18 protein-coding genes and 1 pseudogene are annotated in these 19,566 nt (G+C 32.0%); 3 read left to right on the top strand and 16 right to left on the bottom strand.

The features are described from left to right. Positions 1-67: 67 nt before the first annotated feature. Entirely contained in the window at positions 68-658 is a 591-nt protein-coding gene (locus ACFS5O_RS05945) for a hypothetical protein (protein WP_205725077.1), read from the bottom strand. A 400-nt stretch (positions 659-1,058) separates the two neighbouring features. Here ACFS5O_RS05945 and ACFS5O_RS05940 point away from each other — a divergent pair, with 400 nt between their 5' ends. The 3 genes from ACFS5O_RS05940 to ACFS5O_RS05930 are packed head-to-tail and all read left to right on the top strand — an operon-like array spanning position 1,059 to position 5,098. After that, positions 1,059-2,036 carry a glycosyltransferase family 2 protein gene (locus tag ACFS5O_RS05940; protein ID WP_205725076.1) on the top strand — a complete coding sequence of 326 codons (978 nt, stop codon included), beginning with the start codon at positions 1,059-1,061 and terminating at the stop codon, positions 2,034-2,036. Next, a complete protein-coding gene (locus tag ACFS5O_RS05935) occupies positions 2,017-2,421 on the top strand; it encodes a GtrA family protein (protein WP_205725075.1) in 405 nt (134 codons plus the stop codon). The genes ACFS5O_RS05940 and ACFS5O_RS05935 overlap by 20 nt, the downstream gene beginning before the upstream one ends. Further along, positions 2,414-5,098, top strand: coding sequence for a YfhO family protein (locus ACFS5O_RS05930; protein WP_205725074.1), 2,685 nt, complete (start codon positions 2,414-2,416; stop codon positions 5,096-5,098). The genes ACFS5O_RS05935 and ACFS5O_RS05930 overlap by 8 nt, the downstream gene beginning before the upstream one ends. A gap of 14 nt (positions 5,099-5,112) precedes the next feature. Here the strand turns inward: ACFS5O_RS05930 and ACFS5O_RS05925 are convergent. From ACFS5O_RS05925 to ACFS5O_RS05855, 15 genes and pseudogenes are all read right to left on the bottom strand, one after another. Continuing rightward, positions 5,113-5,399: pseudogene (locus ACFS5O_RS05925) on the bottom strand (transposase); the annotation flags it as partial. 44 nt (positions 5,400-5,443) lie between these two features. Then, complete coding sequence (locus tag ACFS5O_RS05920; protein ID WP_205725073.1) at positions 5,444-6,064, bottom strand: DUF6037 family protein; 621 nt, start codon at positions 6,062-6,064, stop codon at positions 5,444-5,446. 661 nt (positions 6,065-6,725) lie between these two features. Then, on the bottom strand, positions 6,726-7,358 hold the full coding sequence (locus tag ACFS5O_RS05915; RefSeq protein WP_205725072.1) for a Tle-like phospholipase domain-containing protein: 633 nt from the start codon (positions 7,356-7,358) through the stop codon (positions 6,726-6,728). A 180-nt stretch (positions 7,359-7,538) separates the two neighbouring features. Next, positions 7,539-7,721, bottom strand: coding sequence for a magnesium chelatase domain-containing protein (locus tag ACFS5O_RS05910; RefSeq protein WP_205725071.1), 183 nt, complete (start codon positions 7,719-7,721; stop codon positions 7,539-7,541). Between the two features lie 241 nt (positions 7,722-7,962). Further along, complete coding sequence (locus ACFS5O_RS05905) at positions 7,963-8,115, bottom strand: Gfo/Idh/MocA family protein (protein WP_318300150.1); 153 nt, start codon at positions 8,113-8,115, stop codon at positions 7,963-7,965. 315 nt (positions 8,116-8,430) lie between these two features. Further along, the gene (locus ACFS5O_RS05900; RefSeq protein WP_318300115.1) at positions 8,431-8,649 is read right to left on the bottom strand and encodes a DegT/DnrJ/EryC1/StrS family aminotransferase; all 219 of its coding nucleotides are present in this window, start codon (positions 8,647-8,649) and stop codon (positions 8,431-8,433) included. Between the two features lie 40 nt (positions 8,650-8,689). Next, positions 8,690-9,979, bottom strand: a complete 1,290-nt coding sequence (locus ACFS5O_RS05895; protein WP_205725070.1) for an oligosaccharide flippase family protein — start codon at positions 9,977-9,979, stop codon at positions 8,690-8,692. A 2-nt stretch (positions 9,980-9,981) separates the two neighbouring features. Beyond that, complete coding sequence (locus ACFS5O_RS05890; RefSeq protein ID WP_205725069.1) at positions 9,982-11,691, bottom strand: asparagine synthetase B family protein; 1,710 nt, start codon at positions 11,689-11,691, stop codon at positions 9,982-9,984. Positions 11,692-11,782: 91 nt separating this feature from the next. Continuing rightward, positions 11,783-13,030, bottom strand: a complete 1,248-nt coding sequence (locus ACFS5O_RS05885) for an O-antigen ligase family protein (RefSeq protein WP_205725068.1) — start codon at positions 13,028-13,030, stop codon at positions 11,783-11,785. Positions 13,031-13,040: 10 nt separating this feature from the next. Further along, the gene (locus tag ACFS5O_RS05880; RefSeq protein ID WP_205725067.1) at positions 13,041-14,330 is read right to left on the bottom strand and encodes a glycosyltransferase; all 1,290 of its coding nucleotides are present in this window, start codon (positions 14,328-14,330) and stop codon (positions 13,041-13,043) included. A gap of 82 nt (positions 14,331-14,412) precedes the next feature. After that, the gene (locus ACFS5O_RS05875) at positions 14,413-15,582 is read right to left on the bottom strand and encodes a glycosyltransferase (protein ID WP_205725066.1); all 1,170 of its coding nucleotides are present in this window, start codon (positions 15,580-15,582) and stop codon (positions 14,413-14,415) included. A 9-nt stretch (positions 15,583-15,591) separates the two neighbouring features. Beyond that, positions 15,592-16,704 (bottom strand): glycosyltransferase family 4 protein, encoded by a 1,113-nt coding sequence (locus ACFS5O_RS05870; RefSeq protein WP_205725065.1) that lies wholly within the window; start codon positions 16,702-16,704, stop codon positions 15,592-15,594. Between the two features lie 24 nt (positions 16,705-16,728). Beyond that, entirely contained in the window at positions 16,729-17,661 is a 933-nt protein-coding gene (locus ACFS5O_RS05865) for a methionyl-tRNA formyltransferase (protein WP_205725064.1), read from the bottom strand. Positions 17,662-17,675: 14 nt separating this feature from the next. Beyond that, positions 17,676-18,326 (bottom strand): sugar transferase, encoded by a 651-nt coding sequence (locus tag ACFS5O_RS05860; protein ID WP_205725063.1) that lies wholly within the window; start codon positions 18,324-18,326, stop codon positions 17,676-17,678. An 11-nt stretch (positions 18,327-18,337) separates the two neighbouring features. Then, positions 18,338-19,555 carry a DegT/DnrJ/EryC1/StrS family aminotransferase gene (locus ACFS5O_RS05855; RefSeq protein WP_205725062.1) on the bottom strand — a complete coding sequence of 406 codons (1,218 nt, stop codon included), beginning with the start codon at positions 19,553-19,555 and terminating at the stop codon, positions 18,338-18,340. Between the last annotated feature and the right edge of the window lie 11 nt (positions 19,556-19,566).

Genomic DNA, 19,566 nt, shown 5'->3' with positions numbered 1-19,566 from the left:
TGTGCAAACTTTATCTATTGATTAAACAAGCTTTATAATTATTTCTATGCTGTTATGCTGATTTCTCCTATCCTAATTTCTCTTTATATAATTCCTTGTATGTCTGTACAATTTGCAATCGTTTTTCGTGGAGACGCGGACATGGATGATAGTAGGTCAAGGCCCGTTTTTTCAAACCGAAGTATGGAACACCAGACTTCTCAATCGCAATCATCCAATGGCGTCTAATGTCAGCTAAGTTCTTCCATCCTGCGCCTTCCGCTACGCTCCATCCAATTAAAATCCATGGGTGGTCAGCAAGAGACTCTGATCCTATAAGGCATTCATTTAAAGAGAGCTTACCCCTATTAAACAAGTTTTCCATTTCATCGATTGCCAGTCTAGAAGAGCTTTGCTGAAGTGGAAAGAGGTTGTAGATGTGAAACCGTCCGCTGATGGTCTCCCCTTCATAGATTTCCTGAAGTATGCGGTTTAACTGGCGCATAGTGTCATCCAATTTCACTTCATTTGTAACCTCGTTTTCGAGTACAGCAGATCCCGGGTTAAGTAATATGCAGCTTCCAATGGATTTCTTGTCGTCACCATACTGCAAATACGTATCGGTTCTAAATGTGCCGCTGTCCTTCACTTTAAATTGAGCATACCCTCTTGGATTCATCTGTCAGCCTCCTTACAATAGAAACTAACTAAATACTACCATTAATTACATTTATATGTAAATTAAGGTTTATAGATAACAAGATAGCAAGAGGAATGTCTCTAGGCTTTTATAATCTTTTTCTGCTATAGACAATCATCAAACCCTCGCATCAGTTACTCTTCCTCACTCATTGGACTTGTAAGATCAGGTCAGTCTTTAAAATGTACAATAACAAAATCAAGGATAATGATATGCACACTTACTACTTTTAGCATTTGTGCGGATCATAACCACACCTATACCCATACTATTTTCTAAATAGAATGGTAATCACCTATTAAATTATGAAAGTATATCCATATATAAAAATATTTGTTAATATATTCAAGGGAACTTTTACAAGTAACAAGGAGGAACTATGAAAAAGATATCTATATTAATTCCTGCATATAATGAAGAAGAAGTTTTATATTCTCTTTATCGTAGATTAGTTACGGTCTTTGATTCTATTCCAAACTATCTATTTGAGGTGCTTTTTGTCAATGACGGGAGTAAGGATAACACCTTACCTATCATTCGTGGATTAAGAGAAGGTGATAGACGCATTTCTTATGTGAATCTATCGAGAAATTTTGGAAAAGAAACAGCTATGATTGCGGGGCTGGATTATGCTCAAGGTGATGCGGTTATCATTTTAGACGCAGATCTTCAAGACCCTCCAGAACTTATTCCAGAAATGATCACTTATTGGGAAGATGGATATGATGATGTTTTTGCAAAGAGAAGAAGCAGATCCGGCGAGACTTGGATAAAGAAATCGACGGCTCAAGCATTTTATAAGCTTCTTAAGAAGACAACCCGAATCCCTATCCAGGAGAATACAGGTGATTTTCGCTTACTGGATCGGAGATGTGTAGAGGCTCTCAAACAAATGAGAGAGACGCAACGTTATACAAAAGGAATGTTTAGCTGGATCGGTTATAACAAAAAGGAAATATTATTTGATCGAGATCCAAGAGCTGCAGGAGAAACGAAATGGAATTACATCAAATTAGTTGACCTAGCTATTGAGGGTATCACTTCTTTTACAACCGCACCATTGCGATTCTCAGCTTTATTTGGGTTTTCCATTTCTATATTTGCTTTTCTTTATATGATCTGGATTATTGCTAAGACTCTACTCTATGGAGAATCTGTTTCTGGCTATCCATCTATTATGACCGCTATTTTATTCTTAGGTGGTATTCAGCTTTTGTCCATTGGCATTATCGGAGAATACCTTGGCAGAATATTTAATGAAACGAAAAAAAGACCTTTATATTTTGTAGAGGAATATAACAATCAAAAGGAAAACCCTACGACTCAAGGAGCAAGACATGAAACAAGAAGTTATTAGTTATTTGTTTTTCGGTGTATTGACTACACTAATAAACTTTATCTCTTATCTATTACTAACAGATGTTCTCGGCGTTCTTTATACGGCGGCCACCGTTGTGTCATGGATTGTTGCTGTTCTTTTTGCTTATATAACCAATAAAATCTATGTATTTAAAACTCAAGGAAATATTTTAAAAGAATTAGGAAGCTTTATCGTTTTTAGACTATTAAGTTTAGGTTTAGACCTCGGTCTAATGATAGTAATGGTATCCATGCTGCAAATTAATGATCTATTTTCCAAAGTAGTTGTAAACATACTTGTCGTAATCATAAACTACTTACTCAGTAAATTTATGATTTTCCAAAGAAAAGAACCTTCTCATTTAGGTGAATCACATGAATAACTTTGTAAAGAATAATAAAACGCACTTTATATTACTAATTTTCGTTTTAAGTATTTCTGTTTTTATTTTATATAAAATTCCGTTAAACCACTTTTACTATTTTTCGGCTTTAGGAGATACAAAAGAACAATATGTTCATTTTTTTAATCACTATTATGATCTCATTCATCGTGGTGAGCTTCCTTTTTGGTCATGGGAATATGGTATGGGTGGAAGCTTTTGGAACGATTTCGGTTATTATATGTTGGGTGACATTTTCGTCTGGCCATTCTTTCTCTTTCCGAAAGCATGGTTTCCTGCTCTTTTCATCCCAATGAGTATTCTGAAACTATTACTGATGAGTTCTGGTGTTTACTTATTATTGAAGAAAACAGGGGTTAAGGAGCATTGGGCATTTTTAGGTGCACTCATCTATCCATTTGCCGGGTATCATTTTGATTATTTATATACACACTATTTCTTTATCAATGCTGCTGTATATTTTCCTTTTTTATTACTTGGATACGAACGATATCTTCAGCACAAAAAGCCAGGTTTATTAATCTTAGTTATTTTTCTTGCCAGCATCGGTAATTTTTACTTAATGTTCCTTCTAACAATCGGTCTATTACTCTATGCAATTACCCGCTTTTTTTATCAAGATCCTATTAGTAGATCATTGAAGTCATTTGTAATATTCCATAGCAAATTAAGCCTTGTGTATTTAGCAGGTCTAGCCTTATCCATGCCCATTTTTCTTCCGTCTGTTTTAAGCTATTTACAATCTAACGCGCAAGTCCGATCCGGTCCTAAATTTGAAGCCATTCTTACCTTTAGTGAAACGATAAATAGAATCTCAATTACCGGTGGCATGCATTATATGATCTTTGCTATCATTCCATTGTTGATTATTCGATTTAAAAGAACATATTCATTAATAATCTTATGCAGTGTATTATGGTGTATTATGCAATTCCCAGTACTAACTAGCTTCATTGGTGGATTCAGCCGCCCAGAGGAGCTGAGAGGCTTTTTTATTATCAACTTGTTGACCATTTATATTGCTATCCACGGGCTAAATCAAATGAAACGCGGTTTGACTGATATGATTGCCTTATTTATCGGTATAACTTTAGTAGTCATTTGGCTATTTAAACATCCTTATTCTCGTTACGACGAATGGCTGGTTTATCTTCCACTCATTTGGTTTATAGGGTTATTATTATTTTTCTACTTACAATCAAAAACGATTAAATCTGTTGTATTTATGATAACGAGTTTATTATGTGTAGGTTATAGTGCAGCAATCGGATATAGTTTTGTATCCGATTTAATTGTTAAAGCACAGAATCCTAATTCAACCAACGTTACACATCATAAGGGAATTTGGTCGATCTTACCTCTACTTAATCGAGATATTTATGAAAATTCATATGATAACAAGACTTTAAAAGTTACTTTTGACCAATTAAAAGAAAATAATGAGTTCCATCGAGTAGTGGCTAACATTCCTGGTGGAACAGCCATTAATTCTTCATTAACCTATGATTATAAAGGCTTCTATTCCTATCATTCTTTAATTCCTTGGAAACAGCAAAAATTTGAAATGGATACTCTTGCACAACCAGGTCAAAGAGGATTTAACTTATTGAGAGGATTCGGGAATAGTACATACTTAACCACATTGTTTAGTAATAAATATTTTATATCAACAGGTAGTGAGCCAAAACTTTTTGGTTACACATTAGATCAAGAAGAGAGAGATTTAAAAATATATAAGAATGAATACTTTCTCCCTATGGGATTTGTATACGATCAATCCATGTCTACTGCTCAATTTTTGTCTTTACCTGTTTACGAAAGAGAACAGGCCATGATGCAATATGCAATCATAGACGCTGCTCCAATGAAACGAAATCTTACCATAAGTGACAATGTGATTAGTGATAACCAAGATATCACCGTTAACGGTGAGCGCATAACGAATCCCAATACAAAAATCAAATCAGAGAAAGCAATTGAAATAAAGGTTCCAACGCCTATTAAAGGGAAAGGTCAGTTATCTGTATATGCTAATATAGATCCTCTTAATCCCAACGAGGGAATGACAATGATAGCCAAAAAAGATGACTCTTCAGAAATAAATTATGTGAAAAACATGAGAAATGGCTCGTATGTGTTAAGTCAATACTCTTATGAAAATACTGTTAATGAAGTTCTATTTAAATTTGGGGAAATCTCTGAAGAAAATAAGACAATTACTCTTACCCTATTACCAGGTGAATACGTAATAAAAGATATAAAAGCTATTTTTGATCCAATGATTGATTATAAGGCACACGTACAAACCTTAAAGCAAAATACAATGAAAAATATAAAAACGGATTCTCTCTCTTTTACGGGTACTCTTAAATCGAAGAAATCCGGTATACTTTTTCTATCCATTCCCTACAATAAAGGTTGGATTGCAAAAGTCGATGGAAAAAGAACGGATATTATTCCTACTCACTATACCTATTCAGGTATCAAAGTAAATGCTGGAACACAAAATATTGAACTCTATTTTATCCCACAAGGCTTATTAGTAGGCGTCGTTATAAGTGCGATTTCCATTATTTGTTTAATTGTTTATTCCTTTAGGAGAAAGAAAGTACACAATCAAAAAGAGCTGACATCTGAAGTGACCCCTATAAGTTAGACACGATTATTTCATTAGACAGCTGTAAGGGCATGAGTACGGTATTGAACCGGGCTCATGCCTTTTAATTTTGCCTTAATCCTTTTGTGATTATAATATTGGATATAAAACTCCAGTTCACGCTTAAAATGTTCCATGCTCTCAAACTCGTTTAAATAAAGCAATTCTGATTTCAATACCAGTACGCATAAAAGCTTTCCATGGCTGCGTTATCCAAACAGTTCCCCTTGCGGGACATGCTTTGGGTGATCCCGTGTTCTTTCAGTGATTGTTAGTATTGCTTCATCTGGTAATGCATCCCTAAAAGCCTACTTTTTCACTGGGCTCAACCGTTCCTTTGCTTCACTATCGCTTTAACCATTGCATATAAATTTCGTCCATTGTTTTTTCTAAGATTTGGTCTTCGGAAAAACGAAAACTCAATGAATTATCGTCTATTTTTCCGTGTAATTCGGGTATTAGTAATGCTGCTTTTTGGTTATTTTCAGGGGTTCTTTGGGCTGGACTGCCATCTTTTTTATATCCGTTCCTTCTGATTCCAATGCAATATCTACCGGGATTAGGGTCTGTTCTATCCAAAGATGTTAAGACGGCTTCCTTCAAAACTGGATTATTATTAGCACTTATATGATCTGGAATAAATGTTGCAAAGTGGTCTGTAAACTGTTTTAGTATATTGCCAAGATTTTCACCGTATTCAATACCAAAAAACGCTCTAAATAATTTCAAATCAGAGATATGTATTTTGTATAGAGTTGCGTAGGTCGAATAGCTCTCCACCATTTTGGGCCTCTTGAGGAACTCCAGCCTGACGATAGCATACGGATCTTGCTTGCTTTTTGTATCTGGATACAACTTTACAAGTACAACAAAATCTTGTTGTTTATACGTAAATAGGAAAGCATCTACAGTCCAAGAATTGGACTTTAATTGATCTCTAATGACTTTGAGATTCTGTAACACCATAAACTATCAAATCCTTTTATAGAAAAATTATTGAAGAATATTTAAATGGTGTGCGTATATCGGTATTGTCCTAAGCCTCATTTTAATACTTTAGTATCTTTTTTCATTACATTTCATAAATTAGGTCAGAGTTTCATAAGAAGTGCAACTTGCTCGTTAAACAGCAATATACTCCAATCTTATAAAATATTTAAATTGCTGTAAATCGATATATAAGTTTGAATCTTGGAAGCACAGGGATGGTTCTCTCGTTCCCTGCCCTACGCCTTAACACAAGACTAGCCGATATCTCCAAAACCCCGCTATCTGCCTTTTTGAATCCCTTTGATTTTTTTCGTTTTTCTGATGTATGAAAAGAATCAGTACATCGTAGACAAAGACAGTAACAAGCTTAAAGTTGAAAAATAAAACTGTAAACCTGTTTATTATTTATTGAGAAGTAAGCTTGAGAACATCCTCGTGCTTCCCTTATCCCCCTAAGAATATTATTTATTCCCCTCATTAAGTATAAGCGCGAGAACCGTCCCAGTGCTTTAATTTATTTAATGAACCATTCATTTTTTGAAATGTAGAATTAGATCCATAGCATAAATGGGAGTTTGTAAATTAAAAACCCTTCAAAGCCACTTTGAAGGGTAATCTAAACTTAAAATAATATGTACTATTTTTGATTTAATGACACGGTATAAAAGTTTTTTAAGGTATGCATAGAGAACTTAGGAATTCCATATTCGAATGGAGAACGATATACGGAACTACCATAATAATACTGTTTAATTCCTTTTTGATAACCGTATTGACTTATTGGATCTTTCTTAAAGGTATGGCGGGTAATAAATTGGATATTTTTCGATCTTTTTGCTTTGCTCTCATACGCAGGACCAAAACCTGGAGAGTTAAATACGATACTTGGTTTACCTGTTTCCATGGACATAACTGAAGCTAAATATCCTCCTAATGAGTGTCCAGTAAAAACAATCTGTGAATTAGCTGGAACCCATGAAGCTACTATTCTAGCATACTTCTTTTGCGCTACTCCTTTAGAGTATATTTTTGTAGTAAGCTGCAAATCGCTTTTTACATCACGAAAATCATTTGTCCCTGCGTAGGCTACAATATATTTGTTTGCATATACATCTTTAAATATGGCACCATAAAAACCTGTTTTACTCTCAGATCCTGCCATGTATAACCGATATCTGCCCACACCAATCGCGTTTCCATATTGAGAAAGTTTATTCTTATATGACTTGTAATACCCCTTCCCTGTGATTTCAGCCCAATCTTTATTCATTTTAGGACTAAACTTTTTTAAACTAAAGTTGCAGTTACCCAGCTTCCCTTATATATTGCTAATGGCGCATCATAGACGAGATGACTAAAATATAAGGCTTCATAAGGACTTGCTTTCCATGGACTTGTTGCTTCTGACTTTGGAGCTCCTGTTACCAATAAACTTAGAAGAATTACAAAACTAATTACAATTTTCTTGCATTGCTAGGATCGTTCCATCCAAAGACAGATAGCCGATAAAACCAGCATCGGTGGATATGTCGTCCTTTAAAAACTCTCCACTTTTTAGCACTCCAAGTGCAATGGAGAGATCAAACAACGGACCGTTCCTCTTTTGTTCTGCAGGAGACAGATTAATAACCACACGCATATCCAGCAAGTTTTGGTCAATTAATTACAGCGAATATTAGCCACTTTAACTCGTCATTAACTCCAAAGAAAACAAAAAGGAAGCACGAACGTCCCCGTGCTTCCCTGAGGTTTTTTCTAAATTTGTAGGGAAAATATTTGTTTTTCCTTCAACAATACCATAGCTTCCATTCGAAAATTTGATTAAAGCCATTCCAAGGTCTTCATCCTCAATAAACCGTGTTTGAGGATATCAGTCATACCACTACTTCTTCAACCTCTCCACCCATTATCCAACGCAATAGGTCCATGTTATGGATACATTGGTTCATTAATGCTCCACCGTCTTGCACCCAATTTTCATGCCAAGGTGCTTGAGTAAAGTGTTCTTTTCCTCTATTCCAACGAATATGAGCTGTTCCATCTAGAACGCGACCGAATCTCTCATCATCTACTGCTTCTCTAATTTTGATTGATTTGTTAAATCAGTTTTGGTCACGTGCACTTACTTTTACGTTTTTCTCTATTGCCTTTTTAATGTTTCATCCGGATCTTCTAGTGAAAGAGCGATTAGCTTTTCTATAATAAAATTAGCCCCTGCCTGCAATTGCAGCATGTTTACCACTTTCAGTACAAATTGCCATTAATAATGCATATTTTAACGCCATGTGGTCCTCCTCAAATGAAACTAAACAGAACAGAATATTATTTAATTAAACTCCCTATTATTTGATAAAGTTATTTATTACATTACATACTTTATCAATTTCTTCCTCAGTTAAATATGGATGCATTGGTAAAGAAAGAATTGTATCACACAAGCGATTAGTTACTTCAAATTCACTTTCAGCAAATTCTAAGTATGAAAATGCTTCTTGTTTGTGCATTGGTTTAACATAGTAAACCATACTAGGGATTCTGTTTTTCTCCTTTTTACCAAGCAACTAGTTTTATTACAAACTTTTAAAGATTTGGTATTATTGTTTAAATCTCAGGTAATATTTTTTTGTCCTTGTACAATATTTTATATAAATAAATAGTAGATATTAATGATGATATAATATATACTCCAACGGTAGAATATGCAGCACCAATTGAACCAAATTTAGAAATTAGCAAAACATTTAATATTACATTGAAAATTCCTGATATCAGAGCATTATAAAAATTAAATGAAACTCTTCTGAGGGTAACTAAAACATTCCCAGAAGGGATTCGAAATGTAGCAGCAATAAAGTATCCTATCGCTAGTACTCGAAATGGCTCTACCGCACTCATATACTCATCGCCAAATAAAAATCCTATTATCCAAGGTGCTCCAATATACATTCCGATTGAAATAATACCGTTTAATAATATTAAACCTTTAATTAGTTTTAAATAATTTGATCGAATCCATTCCCTATCGTTATTGTGTGATGCAAAATAAGGGTAAATATAAGTAATAATGGCCATTGGTATAAATAAAATTGCAAAAGGTATTACTGTCGCAGTTTTATAAGAAGCGATTACTAATGTACTCTGAATAATAATACCAATTATCAAAACATCAATTAAATAAAGCATCTGTGATATTGCATTACTTAAGCTTGAAATAAAAGATAATTTAACAAACTGTTTTTTTTCTTTATAAGTTAATTTTAGTGTTGTATTCTTTAAATGTCCTTTTCTATTAGCTATAAACATTGCAAAAAGAATTGAAAGAAAAAATCCTATATATTGACAAACAACTACTCCAGTTATTCCAAAGAGAGTTGCACCAATCAGTGTAAAAATCAGGACTAATACACTATTTAGAATGCTTAACATTGAAAATAATTTATTTTGTAACCTTATCCGAAACCCTATTTCGATATAAGAATATAAATATTGTGTCAAAGGAAGAAATGACATTAATAATAGAAGTGTAGTTACTCCTTCAATATTAGTATCTATGAATATGGCATATAAGGATATTAATAGAGATATAAAAAGACTTGCCATAATTCCTACTTTTCTAGCGAACTGAGAATAAGCTAATAATTTATCGGGATTTTTTCTATTCTCACTTCCAAACTGTAAAAGCCCAGATACTGCTCCCAGTCCATTTAATAACAAAAACATTGAAACGATATTATTTGAGTAAGAATATATACCGTAATCAGTTTTCGAAACAATCCTTACTAAAATTAGTACGGTGCTAAAGAGTAAAATTTTGTTAATTACTTGTGAGGTGAATATGTGAAAAAATCCAGTTTTTATTAACTTAATAATATCACCTTTAAGACTGTTCATCATTATTCACCATTTATTTCAAATAATTTATATGAGGCTAAAACTGTTAATATCAATAATTTTTCTATTGTATTTCCATTGTAAAATAGGTTATCCATATCCACAGATAACTTCGACGCTGGAAGTATACGTTTCTTATTTTCTTCAAAATAATTATTAATGAATTCTCTTACCTTTATATCATTTTTATACCAATAATCCATAGGGTTCATAGTTGCAGGGCTCTCTTTTACATTCAAACCTAGTTTTTTTAATATATTACGCGAATAAAATATGGATCCTTTTTTTAACTTTCTTCTCATATTAATCCATTCCATATTTTCCTTAACAGGTCCTTCGTAATTTGATGTTGGGATTTCTGCACATATCGGATATTTACGAACAATCCATGCATGATATAATTTATGATTAACACGATATTCAAGTGGCAAACTCAAGCAGAACATAAGTAAATCTATATCAAGAAAAGGTGATACTGCGTCTATATATTTATTCCTTATTAAATGTGAACTTAAAATGCCTAAAAAACCTCTATTGTAAAGAGTAAACATTTCATGATTATCATATTCATCAAAAATTTCCTTATTAAATTCATAATTTAAGTAATTAGAATACTTATTATCTTTAAAATTTGGGGGACTATGCTTTGGTTTTCCTGTTGTATAACTACCTACTATTACATCCCCTAATTGTCCTGTCATTTCAAGTCCAAAAGTATTATTATGTAAATATGATAATAACCTTTCACCTCCAGTTATACCTGCATAAAACGACAAGCCATAGTTTAAAGAAACCAATTTTTCAATATCGTAAATAAAGTTACACTTATCAAGTGGCATATAAATAAAGTCATTTCCCAATGCATTCGAAACATTTAAGGCAGCCCGCCACTCTTTTGCTTGAGACTGTGAATAACATATATTTGTTATATTACTATAACCCATCTCATGCGCTACCCAGGAAACCATTCGAGCGTCTAGTCCACCACTCATATCTGCTAGATGAGACTGATAACCATATTCTAAATCTTTATCAAATATTCGCTTGACTGCTTTTCGAAATTTAATATCTAATTCTTCGATAGCATCAGTAAAACTTATACTTTGTATCTCTTTATTACTTAATTCAAAATACTTCTCAACATTAAAGTTCCCTTTGTTGATTTGAATATATCTTCCCGGTAATAAACGTTTTATTCCTTCAATGTGTGTTGAATCATCAATCATAAATCCGTAAGTTAAAATAGAATAAGCAGCCATTTCATTATACTTATATTTTCCATCCACACGCCTTGAGCAATCTAAAACCTCTTTAAAATCGGAAGATATAATCAACTCATCTCTATTTTTATAGTAAAATAAAGGCCGATCCCCAAAATGGTTTACAAAAATAAACCAGATATTTTTTTTCTTATCAAAAAAGCATCCATTATATGAACCTCGTAGATCATTTATAAACGACTGACCATTTTTTTGGTAAGCAGCAATCAAATATTCTGAAAGTGTACTACTTTTATATTCTTGCATTAAATCTTTTGAGTTTAAAACCACTCCATCCAATACTGCTGTATATTCGTCCGTGTCTAAATAAACTTTATCGTTAATAAATCTTGGCGAAAAATTTGTAAACACTTCAAAATTTAAACTTGAATTATCTTCACTGGCAATATATTTTGATTCATTAATATTTTTAATTGATAACGTCCATGTCATTATTAAATACCTCCAAACAATAATTTATTAATTGTCCCTTCTATATAACTGGACAGTTATCTTTGAGAAAATGTACTGGTATTAAAATATATTACACAGATCTGTTTGGTATCGAGGAAACGAGTCCTAATCCTATTTGTGAATAAATCATTACATTCCAAAAATTTTTGTGTAAAATATAATCTAAGGTTAAACCAGATATTAACACCATTATTAACAACGTTAGTGTTAAAACATCCTTTTTCACAAAGCATTTTCTAATATTTTTTATTATAAATAGTAAAAAAAGAAAAAAACCAATAACTCCAGTTCCTATTAATATTGAAATACTATCATTATGCATACCAATATAAGTCCCATAATAATGTTCCAATACATTCGGACCCGTACCAAAACCATAACCAATAAATAGTTTCTCATAAATTTGAATTAATGCGTTTTGCCAAATGCTAAAACGTCCTGTACCGCCGGTCTCTACTGCACTTGCTAATGTCATTCTTTCTATTACTTCTACATTAATATGCTTTGTTAACAATCCTGATCCAAGTACAGTAAAAAGAGATATAAATATAATAGAACAGACTATAAACACTCTCTTTTTTGATATTTCTACAATCCGAAAAGTTAGTATCAAATATATTAAACTTCCTATTATTAACCCGATCATACCACCTCTGGATCCCGTTAATAACATTGCATATAAAACTATTAACATAGAAATTATCACTAAAAGGATAATTTTTCTTTTTTTTGTACGGAGTAAATAATCCAGCAATACTATCATACAAATAGCTAACGTCGAGGAAATACTATTAGGATCCGCAGCTTCTCCACTATTTGTTACAATAAAAACCCGATTGTTAAATGTATCACTCGTATTTATTAAATATATAGCTACGATAACTCCACCAAGTACTATGCAAAATTTTATAAATGCCTTCTCTATATTAGTATAAAGCCTATTAGTACATACAATATAAAAAGATACCAGCGATAAAAACCTTATAATTGTAGTTAGTGTTGTGCTTTGATTTATTGACCAAAAATAGGAGGATAACCCAACAAAAACTAGTAATAAAACAGGTATATATTCACGTTTTAAAACAAATTTCTTTTTGTTTATTAATAGACCAAATAATATTGATATCATTACCATAATTCCAAGATATCGATTGATTGTTCCACTACCATTAAAATTCATTACCTGATCAAGTGGTATTAAGGTAGTATAAATACCAAATAGTAAAGTTGAAAACCCAATTTTTTTACAATACCTAGTCTTCCCTATATTATCTAAATTTTTAAAATAACTATTTTTATCCAGGTAAATAGTTGTCATTTGAAACACCTTATATTTTCTTTAGAATATTTTCATAAAATTTTCTGTGATTTCTTAACGAAAAATCGGTGATCATTTTTTCCTTTGCAGAATCTCTTAATTCTAAATATTTTTCATAATTATTTTCTATTAAACTAATAACTTCTAATATTAAATTACTCAATTCAGATATATTAAAGTTTTTTCGAAGTAAAAATCCATTTTTGCCATCCTGACAGATTTCAGATGTACCACCGACATTCGTTGCTATCGCAGGGATTCCAAAAGTATATGCTTCCATTATAGAAACTGGTATCCCTTCACTCGACGATACATTAATAAACAAATGAACATTATTTTTTTTATAAAAATCAATTACCTCATTTCTTGACATTGCTCCTTTAAATTCATAATGTATATTATCACCTAGAATTTCTTGAGATTGATTCTTCATATCTTCTAAAAGATAACCAGCTCCTAGATGAATCCACTTAATATTAATTGTTTTTATTAGAGACAATGCTTCAATTATAAGGTGCAATCTCTTTACAGGTATTACAGAAGAGCATGATATAATGGTAAAAATCTCACCTTTACTAAAATTATTAATTTCTCCTATATCTTCAATTCCTAAGTAAAAAGGTGTTATTTTTTTACTTATTTTTTTTATTTCCGTATCCGTATTATATTTTTTATACTGACTTATTAATATTTCTTTTCCTTTATTTGAAATAGGGTAAATATAATCTAATTCATCTATATAATACTTTTTTAATGGGGAGTAACCGTCAAGTGAATTATATCCTACTATATCTGTACCATGACCTCGTGAAAAGACTACCTTTTTTTTATTATTTAGCACATTCTTTATAGCAATGGCTCCACCTGAAGTACCAAAAAGCCAGTAACTATATATATAAATTAATGTATCTCCATCAAAATTGAATGTATGCTTTTTGAAATGTCTTACAATTGCTGCTTCAGTCAATATTGTATATATAAGCTTACTCCAAGCGCTAATTTTGAAAAACAAACCTCTATTTATAAACATCCTCACATCTTGCCAAAAACCTTTATGTTCTAATAAATAGCTAATATTTTTTATTAGTTCTACAAATATTTTTTCTCTTTTCACCTGATTTATAACAACATTAGACCCAGAGATATATCTTTTTTCTATATTCTTTTTCCCTCTTGAAGAAGGAAATATATATATTTCATCAAAGTTTGATATAGCAAATGGTATTTCAGGTTCCAAAAATGCCTCTCCGCTTTTACTTAAAGGATAAGAATCTGTAAATAACAACAGTATTTTCTTCATATCTAGAGTTTCACCACAATATTTAGGATTTCATGATTTTGATTTTGTTAGAGCCTTTTTAAGTAGATAGAATATCTAAAGTTTATATTTGATTAGTGTTTTCTATACTTTTTAAATGCAAGAATATCTTTTCGAATTGTTTTTCCCATGTCATTTTTTCACTTGCAAATTCACGCATTTTTCGATGTAAATTGTATTTTTTTTCTATATTAAAAACAAATTTAATAATTAATTCAATATCAACAGGTGTATCATTATTAGGGATTTTAAGATAAAAACCCAAATATTCATCAATAGATTGATCATTTACTGACAAAACAAACGGAAGACCTCTAGCCATGTACTCCCTTACCTTAAGTTCCGAGGTCGAACTAAATGTTTTTCGATGCATACCTATAGAACCTATAGCTACATGACAATTATTAAAATACCAATTTAAGTCTTCACCATATTTCGGCCCATCAAAGATCACATTTTCTTCAAGTTTATATTCTTTTGACAATTTTCTCCATTTCTGCAATGAACCATCACCGTCAGGGCCAACAAAATGTAAAACTACCTTTTTCTTGCCACCATTATCTTTATACTGCTTTAAACCTTTAATTAATCTATCATAACCATGCCACCAGGCCATATTTGCAAGTGCTAAAATATGAATTTCCTCAAAACTTTTATTTGGCCTTCTTAATGGGATATTTTTAAGTACAATACCATTTTCAATATTAATTGCTGGTCTTTTCGCAAAAGATGTTGTATTATCACCAATTACTGCAAACAAATCCACCTTACTGGAATTTTCAATAAAAAAATTATTAGACTTTTTAAAATACCACTTTCTAAAAATTCTTTTTTCAGTTTCTAATTCCTTATGAATAGGATAAGTTGGAATTTCTATCACTATTTTACAATTGGTTCCTTTTATTGTCTCTAATGCCTTTGAATATGAAAAAGACATTGGCATATAACGTATATAGGCAAGGTCAAAATTATATTTTTGAAATACCTTATTAGTTGCTTTATAGAGAATATCGTAAGTAAGAATTGTTGAAATAATAGGAATTTGAGAGAAGTTCATTTTATAAATCACTTCCTGTTTTCCTTCATGGCATAATAAAATTTTATTACCATCAATTCCTAAAAAATAAACGTTATATCCCATTGATCTCAAGGCACTTATTTGATAATCAAATTTCGGAAAAGGCTTTGTTTGCGGATCTAAATAGTACTTCATTAATAGAAAGATATTCTTCACTTTATTTCCTCACATAATTCTCTTATTTTCATAAACCATTTTCATTTTCTCTTTTACAACATTACTATCGTACTTTTCTATTTCTTGGAGATTTTTCTCTCCCATTAAAATACGCATTTCAGTATTGTTTATTAACTTGTCTAAGCTATTTCCAAAACCTTCAATATCTGTTGGTTTATTCAGAAAACCTCCTTGGCCGTCTTGGATTAAATCGGTATTTCCTCTAACTGAAGAACATACTACTGGTAATCCAGCTGACATAGCTTCCATTAATGAGACAGAAAGTCCTTCTCTATATGAGGGGAACGCAAAAATATCTGCTACCTTATATAAATCAATAACATCATTTCTAAAACCTAGTAATTTAACTTTATTTGAAATCCCTAGGGAATTCGCTAAATTCATTAAATAATCCGCTCTGTCACCCTGACCACAAATTAAATAGATAAAATTTTTATATCTAATATTACTTAATGCCTTGATAATAACTTCGTGATTTTTATTTTCATTAAGTTCTCCCACTGAAAGGATTACATAAGCATCTGAGGTTATTCCTAACTCTTTAAGTTTATTTTTCTTATCAACAAATATATTACTATAACGATTAGATTCAATCCCTATTCCTGGAATGTATATTACATTCTTTGCTTTAAACCTCTGTGCACTCTTGTAATCTTCTTTATTAATTGTTATTAATACATCTGTGTATCGTGATAAGACTTTTTCAATAGGGTAGTACAATAGCCAGTTAATGATTGGAGCACCTTTATAAAAATGAAATCCATGGGCAGTATATATTACTGGTGAGATTCCTATGGATTCAGCTGCTAATCTAGCCAGTACTCCTCCCATAGGCGAATGGCAATGTACAGCATCAAAATTCTCAGATTTCATTAATCCTTTTAGTTGCTTATATGCCTTTATGTTTTTTAGCGTAAATGGATTTCTTTCAATATCAAAATGATGCCTCTTAATATTTAATACATCCAATCTTTCATTTGCATCACTAAAATTAGCCGCAGTATGAACTTCATATCCTAGTGAATTAAGAACTTCTATATTACCTTGCTCAAACAAATAAAATTGTCTACTTACAGTTGAAACGATAAGTATTTTTTTCATTATTTTCCTCCAAGTAGGATTAGGTTATCCTAAGGTCACCCTAATACTCTTGATAAGATTATCAGCAGTTTGCCTTTCCCCATTTTCCAATTGTACGTCCTTTATTAAAACTGCTCCCTCACCACATAAGACAACTACACCAATTTCTTTAACTACTTTAACTACTTTGCCTGCTATACGCCCTTCATATTTTGGAGTTTCATACTCCTCACATGACCATATAAATATTTTCCTTCCATCTATAAATGAAAATGCTCCTGGAAAAGGATATGTTAAAGCCCTAGTAAGATTATAAATTTTAGTTGAATTCCATTCCCACTTAATTAACCCATCTTCAGGATTTCTAGCACATGTATATGTTGCTTTCTCATTGTCTTGAATAAGAGCATCAAATTTACCTTTTTCTAACTTAGGTATTATCCTTCTCATCACTTTTCGGAAAGTTACTATGCACTTTTCAAACAAAGTATTAATATCGTCATCATAGCTGATTGGAACATTCTCTTTATCGACAATATCACCATTGTCAACTTCCTTATCTAGATAAAAGATATTTACCGCTGTCTCAGTCTCACCATTTATTAAAACCCAATTTAATGGAGCAAATCCTCTGTACCTCGGTAATGGAGAAAAATGGGTACCGAATGCAGCAATATTTGCCATCTTCACAACACTTCCTGGGATTATTCTTCTATATCCAAAGCTCATAATATAATTTATTGAATGACCATCGTTTAGGCTTTGAGTTAAGTTATCTATAATTTCACTTTGTATGGAATTGACGCTATAATTTATACTTAATCCCTTGCATTTCTCAATTGACCTTTGATAATACTTCTCATACTCATGTTCATGTTCCTTTTCAATAAAAACATGATGTATATCACAATTTTCAATTACTAATAAGTTAAGTGCTTCAAATCCTACTCTACTTCCAATAAAAAGTACATATTTCATCCAACCATGCCTTTCTACATTTCGCCATTAGAGTTTTTATTTGACTCAGAACTTAAAATAATTTTATTACCAGAAGACTGCACAACATAAACATCTTCTCGTTTCAAAACAGAAATAACTGTTTTAAAAAAAATTTTAATATCGAGACAACAAGAAAAATGATCAATATAATAAATATCATTTTGGATTCTTTCTTTCCAGGGTACAGTATTTCGAAAGTAAGCTTGATTGTATCCTGTAACCCCGGGTCTAATTTCTAACTTTCTTTCCTCGTTACCCTCATATAGTTCACGGTGTTCTGGTAAATCAGGCCTTGGTCCAATAATACTCATATCACCCTTAATAATATTTAACAGCTGTGGTGTTTCATCTAAGCTTGTTTTACGGATAAACTTCCCGATCTTAGTTAATCTTGGGTCATCTTCTGCATTAAAAGTTGACCCATCTTCATTCCTAAGATCAGGAGCATTCATTTTCATAGAACGAAACTTATACATTTTAAATACTTTTCCATTCTTACCAAGACGGGGAGCATTATAAAAGATGGGTCCTTTATCTTGAAAGTAAATAATTTGCCCTATAATCACTAGAATAATAAACCAAAATGGTAGAGCTATTAAAGCTAAGTTTAAATCAAATACTCTTTTAAAAAAGTTTTTATACATCTTAACCCACCTTAAACTTCATTTAAAACTTTTTCTAAATTTCCGATCACATACTCTACATCTTCATTACTCAACAAAGTGTGCAAAGGAAGCGTAATTTCATTTACATATTGCTTATAAGCATTAGGATAATCCTTAATATCAAATCCTAAGTTCTTATAAGCCGTAAACATAGGCAGAGGCTTGTAGTGGACGTTACAAGCAACTCCAGCCTCAGCCATTTTAATAATAACTCTATTTCTATCTTCCTCATTAATTTTAGGTAATCTAACTAAATAAAGATGACCTGAAGAAGTAAAACCTTTACCGTAATGCTGCAAGCTATGAATACCTAATGGTCGAAGTTCTCTATCATACATTTCAATAATCTCTCTACGTCTTTCTAGCAAAGCTTCATATCTATCTAACTGTACTAAACCAATACTGGCCATAATATCTGTCATATTGCACTTATAGGCTGGAAAGACAATATCATATTCCCATGCACCTTTTTTTGATTTAGCAAGTGCATCTTTAGATTGACCATGTAGGCTATATAGCATAAATTGCTTATAGAGCCACTCATCATCTAACCCACCATCATTTCGCCAGACAACCGCTCCACCTTCAGCCGTTGTAAAATTCTTTACAGCATGGAAAGAAAAGCAAGTAAAATCAGCAACTTGCCCACAATTCATTCCTTTTCTCTCTGCTCCAAAAGCATGGGCAGCATCCGTCATAACAATTACTCTATTAAATAACGACTGGAGTTCATTATTCGGCTTGAAAAGTACTTTCTTACTTTCTAGTATTTCAAACATAGTATCGTAGTCACACATCTTTCCTGCGATATCTACTGGTATTATCACTTTAGTCTTTTCAGTTATTGCATCTGCTAATTTAGAGTAATCCATTTCAAAAGAACCTGGTGCCGTGTCAACTAATACTATTTTCGCACCAACATGCTCGATAACTGAGGCAGATGCAGTATAGGTATATGCTGAAGTAATGACTTCATCGCCTGGACCAATACCTAAAATCCGAAGAGTAAGCTCCATGGCTGCTGTTGCTGAATTCAAGCAAACAGCTTTGTTTGTACCCACGTAATTAGCTAATCTTTTTTCAAGCTCTTTAGTTCTTGGTCCAGTTGTAATCCAACCCGACTTCATTGCTTTTATAACTTCTTCAATTTCCTCTTCTTGAATATCTGGTGGAGAGAATGGAATATTTCTTAAATCGGTATTAATCATTTTATTTTTCC

It is taken from the genome of Fictibacillus nanhaiensis (assembly GCF_042686385.1).
Lineage (GTDB): Bacteria > Bacillota > Bacilli > Bacillales > Fictibacillaceae > Fictibacillus > Fictibacillus nanhaiensis.
This window is presented reverse-complemented; position numbering and strand designations above follow the sequence as displayed.